11 protein-coding genes and 1 rRNA gene are annotated in these 16,840 nt (G+C 71.4%); 8 read left to right on the top strand and 4 right to left on the bottom strand.

Annotation, left to right across the window (positions count from 1 at the left end; translation table 11 throughout):
• Positions 1-11 precede the first annotated feature (11 nt).
• Together treS and AC1DWH_RS14730 are read left to right on the top strand one after the other, a co-directional pair.
• Positions 12-1,760: a maltose alpha-D-glucosyltransferase gene (gene treS / locus AC1DWH_RS14735; RefSeq protein ID WP_477094437.1), complete on the top strand. Its 1,749-nt coding sequence runs from the start codon at positions 12-14 to the stop codon at positions 1,758-1,760.
• Positions 1,757-3,019: a maltokinase N-terminal cap-like domain-containing protein gene (locus AC1DWH_RS14730; RefSeq protein ID WP_477094301.1), complete on the top strand. Its 1,263-nt coding sequence runs from the start codon at positions 1,757-1,759 to the stop codon at positions 3,017-3,019. The genes treS and AC1DWH_RS14730 overlap by 4 nt, the downstream gene beginning before the upstream one ends.
• On the opposite strand, the gene AC1DWH_RS14725 is transcribed toward AC1DWH_RS14730, so the two are convergent.
• A complete protein-coding gene (locus AC1DWH_RS14725) occupies positions 3,020-4,261 on the bottom strand; it encodes an ROK family transcriptional regulator (protein ID WP_477094300.1) in 1,242 nt (413 codons plus the stop codon).
• A 205-nt stretch (positions 4,262-4,466) separates the two neighbouring features.
• Between AC1DWH_RS14725 and AC1DWH_RS14720 the strand changes: the two genes are divergently transcribed.
• Genes AC1DWH_RS14720 through AC1DWH_RS14710 form a run of 3 tightly spaced genes read left to right on the top strand, consistent with a single transcriptional unit; the run spans position 4,467 to position 7,603 of the window.
• A complete protein-coding gene (locus AC1DWH_RS14720; protein ID WP_477094299.1) occupies positions 4,467-5,795 on the top strand; it encodes an ABC transporter substrate-binding protein in 1,329 nt (442 codons plus the stop codon).
• Positions 5,796-5,807: 12 nt separating this feature from the next.
• Positions 5,808-6,782 (top strand): carbohydrate ABC transporter permease, encoded by a 975-nt coding sequence (locus AC1DWH_RS14715; RefSeq protein WP_477094298.1) that lies wholly within the window; start codon positions 5,808-5,810, stop codon positions 6,780-6,782.
• On the top strand, positions 6,779-7,603 hold the full coding sequence (locus AC1DWH_RS14710; protein WP_456823913.1) for a carbohydrate ABC transporter permease: 825 nt from the start codon (positions 6,779-6,781) through the stop codon (positions 7,601-7,603). Before AC1DWH_RS14715 ends, AC1DWH_RS14710 begins: the two co-directional genes overlap by 4 nt.
• Positions 7,604-7,648: 45 nt before the next feature.
• On the opposite strand, the gene AC1DWH_RS14705 is transcribed toward AC1DWH_RS14710, so the two are convergent.
• The gene (locus AC1DWH_RS14705; protein WP_477094297.1) at positions 7,649-9,787 is read right to left on the bottom strand and encodes an alpha-galactosidase; all 2,139 of its coding nucleotides are present in this window, start codon (positions 9,785-9,787) and stop codon (positions 7,649-7,651) included.
• A 207-nt stretch (positions 9,788-9,994) separates the two neighbouring features.
• Between AC1DWH_RS14705 and AC1DWH_RS14700 the strand changes: the two genes are divergently transcribed.
• The 3 genes from AC1DWH_RS14700 to glgB all read left to right on the top strand — a co-directional run bounded on the left by AC1DWH_RS14700 (position 9,995) and on the right by glgB (position 15,695).
• Positions 9,995-12,520, top strand: a complete 2,526-nt coding sequence (locus AC1DWH_RS14700) for a glycoside hydrolase family 2 protein (RefSeq protein WP_477094296.1) — start codon at positions 9,995-9,997, stop codon at positions 12,518-12,520.
• A gap of 79 nt (positions 12,521-12,599) precedes the next feature.
• On the top strand, positions 12,600-13,454 hold the full coding sequence (locus AC1DWH_RS14695; protein WP_477094295.1) for a LacI family DNA-binding transcriptional regulator: 855 nt from the start codon (positions 12,600-12,602) through the stop codon (positions 13,452-13,454).
• Positions 13,455-13,514: 60 nt separating this feature from the next.
• Positions 13,515-15,695, top strand: a complete 2,181-nt coding sequence (gene glgB / locus AC1DWH_RS14690; RefSeq protein ID WP_456845959.1) for a 1,4-alpha-glucan branching protein GlgB — start codon at positions 13,515-13,517, stop codon at positions 15,693-15,695.
• Between the two features lie 78 nt (positions 15,696-15,773).
• On the opposite strand, the gene AC1DWH_RS14685 is transcribed toward glgB, so the two are convergent.
• Positions 15,774-16,355 (bottom strand): dihydrofolate reductase family protein, encoded by a 582-nt coding sequence (locus tag AC1DWH_RS14685; protein WP_477094294.1) that lies wholly within the window; start codon positions 16,353-16,355, stop codon positions 15,774-15,776.
• A gap of 245 nt (positions 16,356-16,600) precedes the next feature.
• A 5S ribosomal RNA gene (gene rrf, locus AC1DWH_RS14680) occupies positions 16,601-16,717 on the bottom strand.
• Between the last annotated feature and the right edge of the window lie 123 nt (positions 16,718-16,840).

Here is a 16,840-nt window from a genome sequence, read left to right as displayed (position 1 = left end):
CGGACACCCCCATGGGCCGGCACGCCCGCGAGCCGGCGCCGACCACGGCGCAGATCGTGCTGCCGGCCCGTCGGCACCCGGCCCTGCCCCACCCGGCGCCGGAGGCCGGCGGCCTGGTGGAGGATCCCGAGTGGTACCGGACCGCGGTGTTCTACGAGGTCATGCTCCGCACGTTCTCCGACTCCTCGGGCCAGGGCAGCGGTGACCTGCGCGGCCTCATCGACCGGCTCGACTACCTGCAGTGGCTCGGCATCGATTGTCTGTGGCTGCCGCCGTTCTACCCGAGCCCCCTGCGCGACGGCGGGTACGACGTCGCCGACTACACCGCGATCGCCGGCCAGTACGGCACCATGGCCGACTTCACCGAGCTGATCGAGCAGGTGCACGCGCGCGGCATGCGGATCGTCGTCGACCTGGTGATGAACCACACCAGCGACCAGCACCCGTGGTTCCAGGCGTCACGCTCGGACCCGGAGGGCCCCTACGGGGACTTCTACGTGTGGAGCGACGACAACACGAAGTACCAGGACGCGCGCATCATCTTCGTCGACACCGAGACGTCCAACTGGACCTTCGACCCCGTCCGGCGGCAGTTCTTCTGGCACCGGTTCTTCGGCCACCAGCCGGACCTCAACTTCGACAACCCGCGCGTGGTCGAGGCGATGCTCGACGTGGGCCGGTTCTGGCTGGGCATCGGCGTGGACGGCTTCCGCCTCGACGCCGTGCCGTACCTGTTCGAGGCCGAGGGCACCAACTGCGAGAACCTGCCGGAGACGCACGCGTTCCTGCGCAAGGTCCGCAAGATGATCGACGACGAGTTCCCCGGCCGGATCATGCTGGCGGAGGCCAACCAGTGGCCCGAGGACGTCGTGCACTACTTCGGCACCGAGGAGGAGCCGGAGTGCCACATGTGCTTCCACTTCCCGGTGATGCCGCGCATCTACTACTCGATCCGCGACCAGCGGGCCACGCAGATCGTCGACATCCTGGCGGACACGCCGCCGATCCCGAACAACGGCGCCCAGTGGAGCACGTTCCTGCGCAACCACGACGAGCTCACGCTCGAGATGGTCTCCACCGAGGAGCGCGCGTCGATGTACGGCTGGTACGCGCCCGACTCGCGCATGCGCGCCAACGTCGGGATCCGACGCCGGCTGGCCCCGCTGCTGGACAACTCGCGCAAGGAGATCGAGCTCGCGCACGCGCTCCTGCTGAGCCTGCCCGGCAGCCCCTGCCTGTACTACGGCGACGAGATCGGCATGGGCGACAACATCTGGCTGCCCGACCGCGACGCGGTGCGCACGCCGATGCAGTGGACCCCGGACCGCAACGCCGGGTTCTCCACCGCCGACCCCGGCAAGCTCTACCTCCCGCTGGTCCAGTCGCTGGTGCACCACTACAGCCACACCAACGTCGAGGCGCAGCTGGCACAGCCCACGTCGCTGCTGCACTGGGTGCACGGCATGCTCGCAGTCCGCCGACAGCACCCGGCCCTGGGTGCGGGCGGCTTCGAGGTCCTGCCGTCCGACAACGACTCGGTGCTCGCGTTCTGCCGGCACACCGCGGACGAGACGATCCTGGTGGTGGCGAACATGGCCTCGACCGCCCGCGCCGCCACGATCACGCTGTCCGACCGCGCAGGCTGGGGCGCGCACGACGTGTTCGGCGGGTCGGACTTCCCGCCCGTCCGCGCCGACGGCTCCGCGTCGTTCACCCTCGGGTCGCGCGACTTCTACTGGCTGGAGCTGACTGCGCCGTGAGCCTGACCGCCCGCACGTCACCCGACGACGCGCGCCTGCTCGACGTGGTGCGCGAGTGGCTGCCGACCCGGCGCTGGTTCCCGGCCAAGGGACAGTCGACCGTCCTGTCGGCCGTCGCCTCCGTGGACATCGCGCCCGAGGTCGTCGTGCTGCTGGTGCGGGCGCGGGCCGGCTCGATCGACGCCGTGCTGCAGGTGCCGCTGGTGCTCGTGGACGGTGACGTCGAGGGGGCGATCGGTGTCCTCGACGGTCGCGGCGTCGTCGACGGAGCCGACCACCCGGCCTTCCTGCGCGCGTGGCTCGCCGCCGCCGACGGCCCGGGCGCGGACGTCGACCTGTCCGCCGCCCGCGTGGTCTCCGGTGAGCAGTCCAACACCTCCGTGATCCTGCCGGGCGCCCGACCGGGCATCCTCAAGGTGCTGCGTGCCGTCGCCCCTGGCGAGAACCCCGACGTCGACGTCCCACGTCACCTGGTCGACGTGGGCTGGCAGCACGTGCCCGCGCCGCTGGCCTGGCTGCAGGCGGAGTGGCCCGGGCACGACGGCGAGCCGGTCACCGGCTACCTCGGCGTGCTCAGCGCGTTCGTGGACGCCGCCGAGGACGGCTTCGAGCTGGCGTGCGCGTACGCGGGGCGCGGCGAGCCGTTCGCGCCGCTCGCCGAGACGCTGGGCTCGATCACCGCGACGATGCACGACGCCCTCGTGCAGGCGTACGGCGTCGACCCCGCCGGCGAGGGGCCCGAGGAGGTCGCGCGCGCCGTCGCCGCGCGGTTCTCGTGGGCGCTGTCGGCGGTCCCGGCCCTGGTGCGCTTCGCCGACGGGGTCGCGGCCGTCGTCGCCGAGGTGCGCAGCCTGTCGTCGGCCCCGCCGCGCCAGCGCGTGCACGGCGACCTGCACCTCGGTCAGGTGCTCCGCTCGCACGACACCTGGTTCATCATGGACTTCGAGGGCGAGCCCCTCGCTCCCCTCGCCCAGCGCACCCGGCCCGACCTGGCGCTGCGCGACGTCGCCGGCCTGCTGCGGTCGATCGACTACGCCGCGGCCGTCGGAGGACTGTCGGGGGCCGACGCCGACGCGTGGACGGGTGCCGCGCGCGCCGGGCTGCTCGCGGGGTACGGCACGACGGCCGACCCCGGCGCGGCCACCCTGCTGCGGGCGCTCGAGCTGGACAAGACCCTGTACGAGGCCGTCTACGAGTCGCGGAACCGACCGTCGTGGCTGCCCATCCCGATCGCCGGGCTGGAGCGCCTGGCGGGCTGATCAGGCCCCGGCGGTCACCTCGAGCGGCAGCTCCAGCGGCATCCGCACGCCCGCCTGCCGGGGCGCGAGCTCGCTCTGCAGCACGAGGGCCGCGGCGCCGACGGCGGCGGCCTCGGGGGCGTTGGACGAGATGGTGACCCGCACGGCGTGGCTGCCGCGCGCGAAGAACGACTGCCCCAGGCGGCGCTCGATCTCCGGCAGGTACAGCGAGCCCGCGAGTGCGAACGCGGGTCCAGTGAGGATCACCAGCTCGAGGTCGAGCACGTTGGCGAGCGTCTGCGCGGCGACCCCGAGGTACCGCGCCGACCGCTGCAGCAGCTCCATGGGCAGCGCCTCGCCCCGGCTGGCGGAGCGGGCCAGCGACCCGAAGTTCTCGGCGACGTTGCGGCCCGCCAGCTCGAGCCCGGCGTCGCGCGCGGCGGCGACGACCGCGGCGGGGCCGGCCAGCGCCTCGACGCACCCGACGCTGCCGCACCAGCACGCCGGCCCGTCGAGGTCCACGCAGATGTGGCCGACCTCGCCGGCGTTGGAGCTGGAGCCGCGGTAGACCGTGCCGTCGACGATGATCCCGGCGCCGATGCCGGTGCCCATGTAGAGCGCGGCGAATGCGGAGCCGGTCGCGATCCCGCCGGACCAGTACTCCCCGATGGCCGCGGCGGTCGCGTCGTTGTCCAGCAGGACGGGCAACCCGATGGCGCCCTCGAGGGCCTCGGCGAGCGGGAACTCGGCCCACGCCTCCATCACGGGCGGCGTCAAGGTCATGCCGGTCGACGAGGAGATCGGCCCGGGCGAGACCACGCCGAGGCCCAGGATCCGGGTGGCGTCGACGCCGACGCGCGTGATGGTGGTGCGGATCTCCGCGGCGATGCGGGCGACCACCTCGCGCGGGTCGTCGGACCCGGCACCGGGCCGGCGCCACCGGGCGACGATCGCGCCGCCCAGGTTGGCGATGACGTACGTGATCCCGGCGTGGTCGAGGTGCACGCCGATGGCGTAGCGCGCGGACGGGTCCAGCTGCAGGAGCATCCGGGGCTTGCCGCCGGTCGACTCTGCGCGCCCGACCTCGACCACGAGGCCGTCGTCGATGAGCCGGCGCACGACCGTGGAGATGGTGGCGCCGGTCAGCCCGGTCGCCCGCGTGAGCTCGACGCGGCTGATCGTGCCCGCGGCCCGGATGAGGTCGAGGATCGCGGACCGGCTGCTCGCGTGCGCGGCGCCGAGACCAGGCTGCGAGCCGCTCACACGTCCTCCTCCGTGGGGTGTCCCCCTCGTCGCACACCATAACGATCCGGGAACGGCAACAGACTCCCGAGACACGCCCGTTGACTTACTTTGTTCACTTGCCTAAGAATGCCACACGGGAGCACGGCTTCCCACCCCCGGGTGGCCCTGCCTCATCAGACCCTGGTCGGCACGCGGAGGTGCCGGCACGACGAGAGGATCAACGATGTTCCCTCAGAAGCGACGGACCCGTCTCGTGGCGGTCGCGGCCGCGAGCTCGCTGCTCGCCCTCACGGCCGCCTGCTCGGGCGGCGGGAGCGGCGGCAACGCCAACGACGACGGCACCCCCTCGGGCACGCTCAACGTCCTGACCTGGCGCACCGACCTGGTCGAGGACGGCACGTTCGACACGTACGTCGAGGAGTTCAAGAAGAAGTACCCCGAGGTCACCGACGTCAAGGTCGAGGGCGTCAAGGACTACGAGGGCACCGTCAAGACCCGGATGAACACCGACGACTACGGCGACGTCCTCGCCATCCCGGGCTCGGTCACCCCCGACCAGTTCGGCGACTTCTTCGAGCCGCTCGGCGACCTGGCCGAGATGCAGAAGGAGTACAACTGGCTCAACGACAAGTCCTTCGAGGGCAAGTCGTACGGCATCCCCGTCGTCGGCAACGTCCAGGGGATCCTCTACAACAAGCGCGTGTGGGACGAGGCCGGCGTCACCGAGTTCCCGACCACCCCGCAGGAGTTCCTCGACGACCTGCAGGCCATCAAGGACAAGGGCGTCGCCAAGGTCGCCCCGCTCTACACCAACTACAAGGACGGCTGGACGCTCTCGCAGTGGGACGGCTGGCGCGGGGCGGTGACCGCGGACCCGGACGCCCTCAACAAGATGGCGCAGACGGACACCCCGTGGACCGACGACTCCGACTACGGAGTCATCGACGGCACCATCTTCGACGCCGTCGCCGAGGGCCTCACCGAGGCCGACCCGACCACCACGGACTGGGAGGGCTCCAAGCGCCAGATCGGCGTCGGCGACATCGCCACGATGGTCCTCGGCTCGTGGGCGATCCCGCAGATGGCGGCCGCCGCCGAGGCCGCGGGCGCCGACCCCACCGACATCGCGTACATGCCCACCCCGGTGCAGGTCGACGGCAAGTTCCACACGGTGGCCGGCGGTGACTACAACCTCGGCATCAACGTGCACTCGAAGAACAAGGCGACCGCGCGCGCGTGGATCGACTGGTTCAACCACGACTCGGGCTACTCGGAGTCGCAGGTCGGCCTCTCACCCCTCGCCGACGGCCCGGTCCCCGATGCCCTCAAGAGCTTCATGGACAGTGTCGAGCTCATCACCATGAACCCGGCTCCCGAGGGCAAGGAGTCGCTGTTCGCGGACATCGACACCGCGTCGGGCATCGTCACCACGGACCCGAAGTACCGCCTCCAGATCATCGACGACGCTCGCTCCGGTGACCGCACCAAGGAGCAGATCTTCGACGACCTGAACTCCAAGTGGGCCAAGGGACGCGCCGACGCCGGCGCCTGAGTTCACCGCACCATGACGACCTCATCCTCCAGCTACGCCAGCCGGGCCACGGCCGTAGCGACGGAGCCCGAGCTGGCCCGCCCCACCCGGAAGGTTCCGGGTGGGGCGGGCCGCCGCTCCGCGTGGTACCGCCGCCTCACGCCCTACCTGTTCCTGCTCGTCCCCGTCGGGCTGCTGCTGCTCCTGACGTACACGCCCGTCGTCAACATGTTCTGGTACTCGGTCACCGACTGGGACGGCCTGGACAAGACCAAGAACTTCATCGGGCTCGACAACTACATCGACGTATTCACGGACCCCGACAACCTGCGGGTCTTCTACGTCTCGCTGTTCTACATCGTGGGCTCGCTCGTGCAGATGGCGCTCGCGCTCTATTTCGCGACGATCCTGTCGTTCAAGGTGCGCTTCAAGAACATGTGGAAGGGCATCCTGTTCTTCCCGTACCTCATCAACGGCGTCGCGATCGGGCTGATCTTCCTCAACTTCCTCAAGCCGGGCGGCGGCCTCGACACGGTTCTCATGAAGACCGGGCTCGAGAGCCTCATCCATCAGTGGACCGGCGACCCGGACATCGCCAACTTCTCGCTCGCGGCCGTCTCCGTCTGGCGGTACACCGGCCTGACCTTCGTGATGTTCCTGGGCGCGATCCAGTCCATCAACTCGGAGATCTACGAGGCGGCCGCGCTCGACGGCGCCAACCGCTGGCACGAGTTCTGGTCGATCATCCTGCCGTCGATCCGACCCATCGTGGGCCTGGCCTTCATCCTCGGCATCTCCGGCTCGCTGTCCGTCTTCGAGATCCCGTTCGTCATGACCAATGGCGCCAACGGCACGGAGACGTTCGTCCTCCGGACCCTCTGGATGGCCTTCCAGCGGAACATGGTCGGGCTCGCCTCCTCGATGGCCGTCGTGCTGCTGGTGTTCGTCCTGCTGGTCACCTGGCTCCAGCGCCGGCTCGTCCCGGAGGAGGAGGTGGACCTCACGTGAAGGTCGCAGCCACCAGCACCGCCAAGTACGTCTCTCTCGTCGTCGCCTCGATCGTCACGCTGCTGCCGTTGGGGCTCATCCTGTTCGGGTCCTTCAAGACCAACCAGGAGTTCCTGTCGACGAACCCGTTCCAGCCGCCCGACAGCTGGTTCAACTTCGACAACTACGTGCTCGCGTTCACCAAGGGCGGCATGGCGCTGGCGTTCTTCAACACCGCGCTCATCTTCGGCGCCGCCATCGCGGGCACCATCCTCATCGGCGCCGGGACCGCATACGCCCTGGATCGCTTCCGGTTCCGCGGCCGCAGCCTGGTGCTCCTCATGTTCCTGCTGGCGACGCTCGTGCCCGGTGTCACCACGCAGGTCGCGACCTTCCAGATCATCAACGGTCTGGGCCTCTACGGCTCACGCTGGGCGCTGATCCTGCTGTTCATGGGCACGGACATCGTCTCGATCTACATCTTCGTGCAGTTCATGCGGAGCATCCCGCGCTCGCTGGACGAGGCCGCCATGATCGAGGGCGCTGGGCACCTGCGGATCTTCTTCCAGATCATCCTGCCCAACCTCAAGCCGGCGATCGCGACCGTCGTCATCATCAAGGGCATCGGCATCTACAACGAGTTCTACCTGCCCTACCTCTACCTGAACGACCCCGACAAGCTCCCGATCTCCACGGCGCTCTTCGCGTTCAAGGGGCCTTACGGCTCGCAGTGGGAAGCCATCTGCGCGTGCGTGGTCATCACGATCATCCCGATCCTGGTGCTGTTCCTGTTCCTGCAGCGGTACATCTACAACGGCTTCACCTCAGGCGCGACGAAGTAGCCCGCACCGACGAGGGCGGCCCGCGCGGCCGCCCTCGTCGTCGGGTCACACCCGCGTCGCCCGCACGAGCGCGATGCGCTCGGGCAGCTGCAGGGGGGCCTCGAGGCCCACGCCGGACAGCAGCCGGCCGGGCAGCCGCACGCCCGCGGGGGTCCACCAGCCCGGCGCGTGGTCGACGCCGTCGCCCGGCGCCTGCGGCCGCACGTCGTAGAGCGCGTCGGGGTCGAGCCCGGGCAGCGTGACGCGCGGCAGCGCGGTGCTCGCCGACCGGCCGGTGAGCGCGACCGCGTACAGCGCGTCCCCACGGTCCTGCGCGACCACCCCGTGCACCGCGACCACCGGGTCGGGGACGTCTGCGTGCACGGCGGTCCCGGTGTGCAGCAGCGGGCGCACGTCCTTGTAGAGCGCGATCCAGGCGGCGAGCTCGGCCCGCTGCGCCTCGTCGGCCTCCTGGAGGTCCCACTCGATCCCGAGGTGCCCGAACAGCGCGGTCGCGGCGCGGAAAGACAGCGCGTGCCGACGACCCGTGCTGTGCGCGGTGCCGGAGCCGATGTGCGCCCCGATGAGCTCGAGCGGGATCAGCAGGTTGGTCCAGCGCTGGATCTGCTGACGCTCGAGGGCGTCGATGCAGTCGCTGGCCCACACCCGGTCGGTCCGCTGCAGGATCTCCAGGTCCACGCGCGCGCCGCCCGACGAGCACGACTCGATCTCGACCCCGGGGTGCAGCGCCCGCAGCTCGTCGAGCAGCCGGTACACCGCGAGCGTCTGCCCGTGCACCCCGGGCGCTCCCCCGTGCCCGGCATCGACGAGGTCCCGGTTGTGGTCCCACTTGAGGTACCCGATCGCGTACTCGGTGAGCAGCGCGTCCAGCCGCTCGAGGATGTACGCGTAGGCCTCGGGCACGGCGAGGTCGAGCACCTGCTGGTGGCGGGCCTCGCGGGGCAGCCGGGAGGGCACCCGCAGCATCCACTCGGGGTGCGCGCGGGCCAGGTCGGAGTCGGCGTTGACCATCTCCGGCTCCACCCAGAGCCCGAACTCCAGCCCGAGCCCGGTGACGTGCTCGACCAGCGGGTGCAGCCCGTCGGGCCACACGTCGGCGGACACGGTCCAGTCCCCCAGCGCCCGGGTGTCGTCGCGCCGGTCCCCGAACCAGCCGTCGTCGAGCACGAACCGCTCGGCGCCCACGGCCGCGGCGGCGTCGGCGAGCGCGGTCAGCCGCCCGAGGTCGTGCTGGAAGTACACGGCCTCCCAGGTGTTGAGGGTGACCGGCCGGGGCGAGCGCGGGTGCTGCGGGCGCGCGCGCATCCAGGCGTGGAACCGGCCCGCGAGCGCGTCCAGCCCGACGCCCCAGGACCCGTAGACCCACGGGCTCGCGTACGACTCCCCGCGGGCCAGCCGCACCTCGCCGGAGCCGAGCAGCTCCCCGCCGCCCAGCACCCCGGGCTGGTAGTGGCTGCGCTCGGCCAGCGCCCGGTGGTTGCCGGACCAGGCCGTGTGCAGCCCCCAGACCTCGCCGGTGCGGTTGGCGAACCCGGCCGTGCCCGCCACCAGCACGAACGCGCTGTCGTAGCCCGTCCGGCCGCGCCGGTTCTCGCGCAGCCGCGTGCCGTGCGTGAACGCCGTGCGTTGCGGGCTGCGCTCGCGAGCCCAGCGCCCGGTGAAGTCGAGCAGCTCGGTGGCGACCGCCGGGACCGGCAGGGTGAGCAGCAGCCCCTCCAGCCCGTAGATGTCGTCGTCCTCGTTGGTCAGGACCGCGCGCTGCCGCACCAGCCCCTGCGCCGTCAGCTCGAGCACGAGCGTCAGCCCCAGCCGTGCGGCGGCGTCGCGCGCCTCGACCGTCAGCCGCTGCGTCCCGTCGGGCGTCGTCGCGACGTCGTGCGCGCTCACGAGGAAGAGCGTCGAGAAGTCCTGGCCCGCCCGGCTGCCGACGAGGCCCGGCGTGCCCAGGTAGCCGGCGGACTCCTGCGGCAGCACGGCGGTCTCGACCTGCCCGTCGACCGGGTAGCCGTGGGCGGCGGGCTGCCAGCCGCGCCGCGCCGCGCTGAGCGCAACCGCGTCGAGGTCGCCGACGTCGCGCCCCCAGTGCAGCACCCGGGGCAGGGTCCCCCCGGTGAGATCGACGACGACGCTCACCCCCGCCGCGCGGAGGTGGACGAGAGTGTCGGGGCTGGCGTCGTGGGTCACGTCGGGTGTCTCCTGATCGGGTGCTGGCGTCGTGTGCACGCTACGGCCAGTGGCATGGTCCGCGTGCCATTGACTTACTTTATTCAGTTGTCTAACAATGATCGCAGGGTACCTGCCACAAGTTCGGCCCCTCCCCGAGGTGCCGACGATGCCCGCCACAAGGATGCGGCGGGCACACGCCGGACCCCCGGACCCAGGAGCTCGACGATGAACACCCAGGACCTGTACGACGGCTGGTCGCTGACCGCCGTCGCCGGCCCCGTCCCGGCCGACCTCGTCGGTCGCCGCGTCCGCGCCCGCGTGCCCGGCACCAGCCACACGGCACTGCTGGACGCGGGCCTGATCCCGGACCCGTACCTCGACCGCCACGAGGAGGACCTCGCCTGGATGCGTCGCACGGACTGGGTGTTCGAGCGCGACCTCGACCTCGACCCGGCCGCCGACGACGAGCGCGTCGACCTGGTCTTCGACGGCATCGACACCGTCGCCACGCTCACGTTCGGCGAGCACGAGATCGGCCGCACCGCCAACCAGCACCGCTCATACCGGTTCGACGTCCGCGACCTCGTGCAGCCCACCACGCAGCGCCTGCGGGTCCTGCTGACCTCGGCGCTGGCCCACGCCGAGACCGAGGCGACGCGCCTCGGTCCCCGACCGCTCGCCTACGACCAGCCGTTCAACATGGTCCGCAAGATGGCCTGCTCGTTCGGCTGGGACTGGGGGCCGGACCTGCAGACGGCCGGCCTGTGGCGGCCGGTGCGCGTCGAGCGCTGGTCCGTCGCGCGTCTCGCCGCGGTGCGCCCGCTGGTCACCGTCGACGCCGCCGGCACCGGCCACGTCGCCGTGCACGTCGAGGTCGAGCGGTCCGGGCTGCCGGGCGGGGACGCCGCGCTGGTCGTCCGCGCCCACGTCGCCGGCGCGGACGTGTCGGTGGAGGTCCCGGGCGGGTCGTCGACCGCCACGGTCGACCTCGAGGTCCCGCACGCACCCCTGTGGTGGCCCGTCGGGCACGGCACGCAGCCGCTCGCCGAGCTCGGAGTCACGCTCGCCGCCCCGGACGCGCCGGAGTCGCTCGACACCTGGTCCCGCCGCATCGGCTTCCGCACCGTCGAGCTGGACACCAGCACCGACGACGACGGCACCGCGTTCACGTTCCGGATCAACGGCCGCCCGATCTTCGTCAAGGGCGCCAACTGGATCCCCGACGACCACCTGCTGACCCGGATCACCCGCGAGCGCCTGGCGCACCGGCTGGACCAGGCCGTCGACGCCCACCTGAACCTGGTCCGGGTCTGGGGCGGCGGCATCTACGAGTCCGAGGACTTCTACGAGCTCTGCGACGAGCGCGGCCTGCTGGTCTGGCAGGACTTCCTGCTCGCCTGCGCCGCCTACCCCGAGGAGCAGCCGCTCTGGGACGAGCTCGAGGCCGAGGCCCGCGAGCACGTCGCGCGCCTGACCCCGCACCCGTCGCTCGTGCTGTGGAACGGCGGCAACGAGAACCTCTGGGGCTTCATGGACTGGGGCTGGCCGGAGGAGCTCGAGGGCCGGACCTGGGGCTACCGCTACGCCACGGAGCTGCTGGCGGGGGTGGTCGCCGAGCTGGACCCCACCCGCCCGTACTCCGACGGCAGCCCCTACTCCCCGGGCTTCGCTCTCGACGAGGTCCACCCGAACGACCCGGACCACGGCACCCACCACCAGTGGGAGGTCTGGAACCGCGTCGACTACACGGTCTACGGCGACGAGGTCCCGCGCTTCTGCTCGGAGTTCGGCTTCCAGGGCCCGCCGACGTGGGCGACGCTCACCCGCGCGGTGCACGCCGTCGACGGCGGCCCGCTCACGAAGGACGACCCGGCGTTCCTGCTCCACCAGAAGGCGGACGACGGCAACGGCAAGCTCGACCGCGGCATGCAGCCGCACCTCGGGGTACCGGACGACTTCGCGGACTGGCACTGGGCCGCCCAGCTCAACCAGGCCCGGGCCGTCCGCTTCGCCGTCGAGCACTACCGCTCGTGGTGGCCCCGCACGGCCGGCGCGATCGTCTGGCAGCTCAACGACTGCTGGCCGGTGACGTCGTGGGCCGCGATCGACGGGGACGAGCGCCCGAAGCCCCTCTGGTACGCACTCAGGACCGCCTACGCCCCCCGACTCCTGACGGTGCAGCCGCGCCAGGGACGCGAGGTGCTGGCCGTCGTCAACGAGACGCCCGCCATCTGGCAGGGAATCGTCCGCCTGTCGCGCCAGCTGCTCGACGGCACGGTCCTGGCGGAGGAGGACCTCGCGCTCGCCGTCGGCGCCTGGTCGGTCGGCCAGTTCACGCTGCCGACGACGGTCGCGACGCCCGTCGACCCGACGCGCGAGGTCCTCGTCGTCCGGCTGGGCGACCTGCGCACGGTGCACACGTGGGCGGAGGACGTCGACCTCGACCTCGACCCCGCACCTCTGCGCGCCTCGGTCACCCCGGTGCAGGACGGCTACCGCGTGGACGTCACCGCGTCGTCGCTGGCCCGCGACGTGACCCTGCTGGTCGACCGCCTCGACCCGGACGCCCTGGTCGACACGGCCCTGGTCGACGTCCCGGGCGGGAGCACGGCGTCCTTCCACGTGCGGACGCGCGGCACGTTCGACCCCGCCGAGCTCACCCGCGCCCCCGTGCTCCGCTCCGCCAACGACGTCCGGGTGGCCCGCGCGCCGCAGCCCCGGGCGCGCGACCTCACGCAGTCGCCGGCCTGATCGCGGCGGCCCGGTCGGTGCCGTGACGTCACCCCGTCGTCGGCCCGATGCGTCGCGCGCCGAAGGTACGCTCGCGACCATGACGCAAGGTCTCGACGCGGTCGGCCTGGTACTCGCCCGGCCCGCCCGGATGCTGGGCTTCGAGCCCTTCTTCATGGAGCTCGTCGGCGGGATCGAGGAGTCGCTGGCCGGCGAGAACCGCTCGCTGCTCCTGCACGTCGTGCCCGACCACGAGGCGGAGATCCGCACGTACCGCCGCTGGGGCGAGGGCAAGCTCGTCGACGCCGTCGTCGTCGTCAACGTGGCGCTCGAGGACTCCCGGCTCGACGTGCTCGCGGAGCTCGGCATCCCCACGGTCGTCGTCGGCGGCCCGCGCCCCGACCTGCCGTTCGCCAACGTGTGGATCGACAACGCCGAGGCGATGCGCACCGCCGTCCTACACCTCGTGGCGCTCGGCCACCGCCAGCTGGCCCGCGTGAGCGGTCCCCGCGGGCTCGCCCACACGCAGGCGCGCACCGAGGCGTTCATGGGCGAGTGCGCCCGGCTCGGCGCGCACGGCACGGTCGTCGAGGGCGACTACGGCGAGGAGTCCGGCACCCGCGCCACCCGCGCCCTGCTCGGCCGCGGCTCGCCGCCGTCGGCGATCATCTACGACAACGACGTCATGGCGGTGGCCGGGCTCGGCGTCGCGCACGAGATGGGCATCGTCGTGCCGGACCGCCTCTCGCTGCTCGCGTGGGACGACTCCGCCCTGTGCCGGCTGTCGCACCCGGCCCTCTCGGCGATGAGCCTCGACGTGCACGCGATGGGCGTCCAGGTGGCCGACTGCGTGCTCAACCTGCTCGCCTCGGGCACGGTCCGGTCCTACACGGCCCCCCTGCCCCGCCTGGTTGCGCGCGGCACGACGACCACGGCACCCGCCGACGACGCCTGAGACGCAGGTCACCCGGGCGACAGTCCTGCGCCGGAACCGCGCTGGTGGTTGGGTAGGGGCATGAGCCCGGCCGCACCGTCCCCGGTCCCCGTCGATGTCGACACCCTGCGAACCGTCGCGCACGGAGCGTTCTACGCGCCGCACGACGTCCTCGGTCCACACGTCGGGGGCGGCGGGGTCACGGTCCGCACGCTGCGGCCGCTCGCCGAGTCCGTCGTCGTGATCACCTCCGACTCCCGCGTCGCCGCGCGGCACGAGCAGGACGGCATCTGGGTCGCCGTCCTGCCCGGCACCGAGGTGCCGGACTACCGGATCGAGGTCACGTACGAGGGCCACGCCACGGTGGTCGACGACCCGTACCGCTTCCTGCCCACCGTCCAGGAGCTCGACCGCCACCTCGTCCGGGAGGGCAGGCACGAGCAGCTCTGGACCGTGCTCGGCGCCAACGTCCACACCTACCCCGGCGAGCTGGGCGAGGTGTCCGGCACGTCGTTCGCCGTGTGGGCCCCCAACGCCCGCGCCGTGCGCGTCGTCGGCGACTTCAACTACTGGCAGGGCGCGTCCCACGCCATGCGCTCGCTGGGCGACAGCGGGGTCTGGGAGGTCTTCGCCCCCGGGATCGGCGCGGGCGCCCGGTACAAGTTCGAGATCCTCGGCAACGACGGGTCGTGGCGCCAGAAGGCGGACCCGCTGGCCCAGGGCACCGAGATCCCGCCCGCGACCGCCTCCGTCGTGGTCGAGTCGCGGTACGAGTGGACCGACGACGAGTGGCTGACCGCCCGCGCCTCCCACGACCCCCACACCGCCCCGATGAGCGTCTACGAGGTGCACCTGGGCTCCTGGCGCGTCGGCCTGTCCTACAAGGACCTCGCGCACCAGCTCACCGAGCACGTCGTCAACCTCGGCTTCACGCACGTCGAGATGATGCCCGTGGCGGAGCACCCCTTCGGCGGCTCGTGGGGCTACCAGGTGTCGTCGTACTTCGCGCCGACCTCCCGGTTCGGCCACCCCGACGACTTCCGCTACCTCGTCGACACCCTCCACCGCGCGGGCATCGGCGTCATCGTTGACTGGGTGCCGGCCCACTTCCCCAAGGACGAGTGGTCGCTCGCGCAGTTCGACGGCACCGCCCTCTATGAGCACCCGGACCCCCTGCTCGGCGAGCACCCGGACTGGGGCACTTACATCTTCAACTTCGGCCGGTCCGAGGTCCGCAACTTCCTCGTCGCCAACGCCACCTACTGGCTCGAGGAGTTCCACGTCGACGGCCTGCGGGTCGACGCCGTCGCCTCGATGCTCTACCTCGACTACTCCCGCAAGGCCGGCCAGTGGCGGCCCAACCAGTACGGCGGCCGCGAGAACCTGGACGCCATCTCGTTCCTGCAGGAGGCCAACGCCACGGCCTACCGCCGCACGCCGGGCATCATGATGATCGCCGAGGAGTCGACGGCGTGGCCGGGCGTCACCGCCCCCACCGACGGCAGCGGCCTCGGGTTCGGCCTGAAATGGAACATGGGCTGGATGAACGACACCCTCCGCTACATGGCCGAGGAGCCGATCCACCGGCGCTACCACCACAACGAGATCACCTTCTCGATGGTCTACGCCTACTCCGAGCGGTTCGTGCTGCCCATCAGCCACGACGAGGTCGTGCACGGCAAGGGCTCCCTCTACGAGCGCATGCCCGGGGACCACTGGCAGAAGCTCGCCGGCGTCCGCCTCCTGCTCGGGTACCAGTGGACGCACCCCGGCAAGCAGCTGATCTTCATGGGCAGCGAGTTCGCGCAGCAGACCGAGTGGACCGAGGCCCGCTCCCTCGACTGGCACGCGCTCGACGACCCCGCCCACCAGGGCGTCCTGCGCTCCGTCGCCGACCTCAACCGCGTCTACAAGGAGACGCCGTCCCTGTGGCAGCTCGACCACACGCCGGACGGCTTCGAGTGGATCGACTCGGACGACGCCTTCCGCAACACCCTCGCCTACCTGCGCAAGGGCTACGACTCCCCGCCCGTCGCCGTCGTCATCAACTTCGCCGGCGTCCCGCACGAGGGCTACCGGCTGGCGCTCCCCCGCGGGGGCCGCTGGCGCGAGATCTTCAACTCCGACTCCGAGGCCTACGGCGGGTCCGGCGTGGGGAACCTCGGCGAGATCGAGGCCCTGCCCGAGCCGCACTACGGCCGGCCGTACTCCGCCTCGATCCGCGTCCCCCCGCTGGGCGTCGTCGTCTTCGAGGCCGGCTGACCGGAACACCGCCCGGCGAAACGCCAAGGGCGCCCATCCGACCGGATGGGCGCCCTTGGCGCTCTTGAGGCAACTCCCTCACCGGCGCACCCGGAAGCGCAGGTGAAGCACCCGGTCGCCCTGGATCACGACGTCGGGATCCTCCAGCAGGTGCTGCGCGTGGAGCGACCCGAAGTAGCGCTTGCCGGACCCGAGCACGACAGGTGCGACGTCCATCCGCACCTCGTCGACCAGGCCGGCCGCCAGCATCTGGCCCCCGACGTCACCGGCGGCGACCTCGACGACGCGGTCGCCGGCAAGCTCCTGCGCCGTGGCCATGGCGGCCTCGACGCCGTCGACGAAATGGAACGGCGCCTCGGGGTCCCAGCCCTCGGGCGGCGGCCGGTGCGTCACGACGACCACGTGGTCGATCCCGCTCGGAGGCGTCCCGTCCCAGCCGTCCGTCAGGTCGAACACGTAGCGGCCGGCGATCGTCACCCCGATCTGGTCCCAGTAGGGCCGGACATGGTCGTAGGACGCCTGCGACACCTTCAGCACGCCGCCGTCATCCAACGGCACAGCGCCGCTGACCAACCACTCGAACAGCGGACCGGGATCGTCGTTCTCGTCCGCGATGAAGCCGTCCACCGACACCGAGCCGTACATGACCACCTTGCCCACCGGGGTCTCCTCTGCATTGGCGTGGTTCCCCCAGGTTAGCGAGCCGTGAGCCGGCGCTCCTGGACGAAGCCCGTCAGCCCGCAGCGGCCCGGTGTCCGCGCGTGGGCGCGATCCTCGCGCAGCAACAGCGGCGGACCTCGCCGTTCCGAGGGCACGCGCCCCACGCCCAGCTCGAGGCCAGAGAATGCATTCGGGCGCACAAACAGAAAGAGCCACCCCCGTAGGGGTGGCTCTTTCTGAATGATGTCCGGCGGCGTCCTACTCTCCCACACCCTGGCGAGTGCAGTACCATCGGCGCTGAAGGGCTTAGCTTCCGGGTTCGGAATGGGACCGGGCGTTTCCCCTTCGCTATGACCGCCGTAACGTTGTCGAGTTGTCAAACGGGTTCCCGTTCGTCTCTCGGGAACCGCACAGTGGACGCGTAGCAATAATTGAATGAGGTGGTGAAGTTGTCGGCTTATTAGTACCGGTCAGCTGCGAGGGTC

This window comes from Cellulomonas sp. P2_F12 (assembly GCF_056403775.1).
This window is presented reverse-complemented; position numbering and strand designations above follow the sequence as displayed.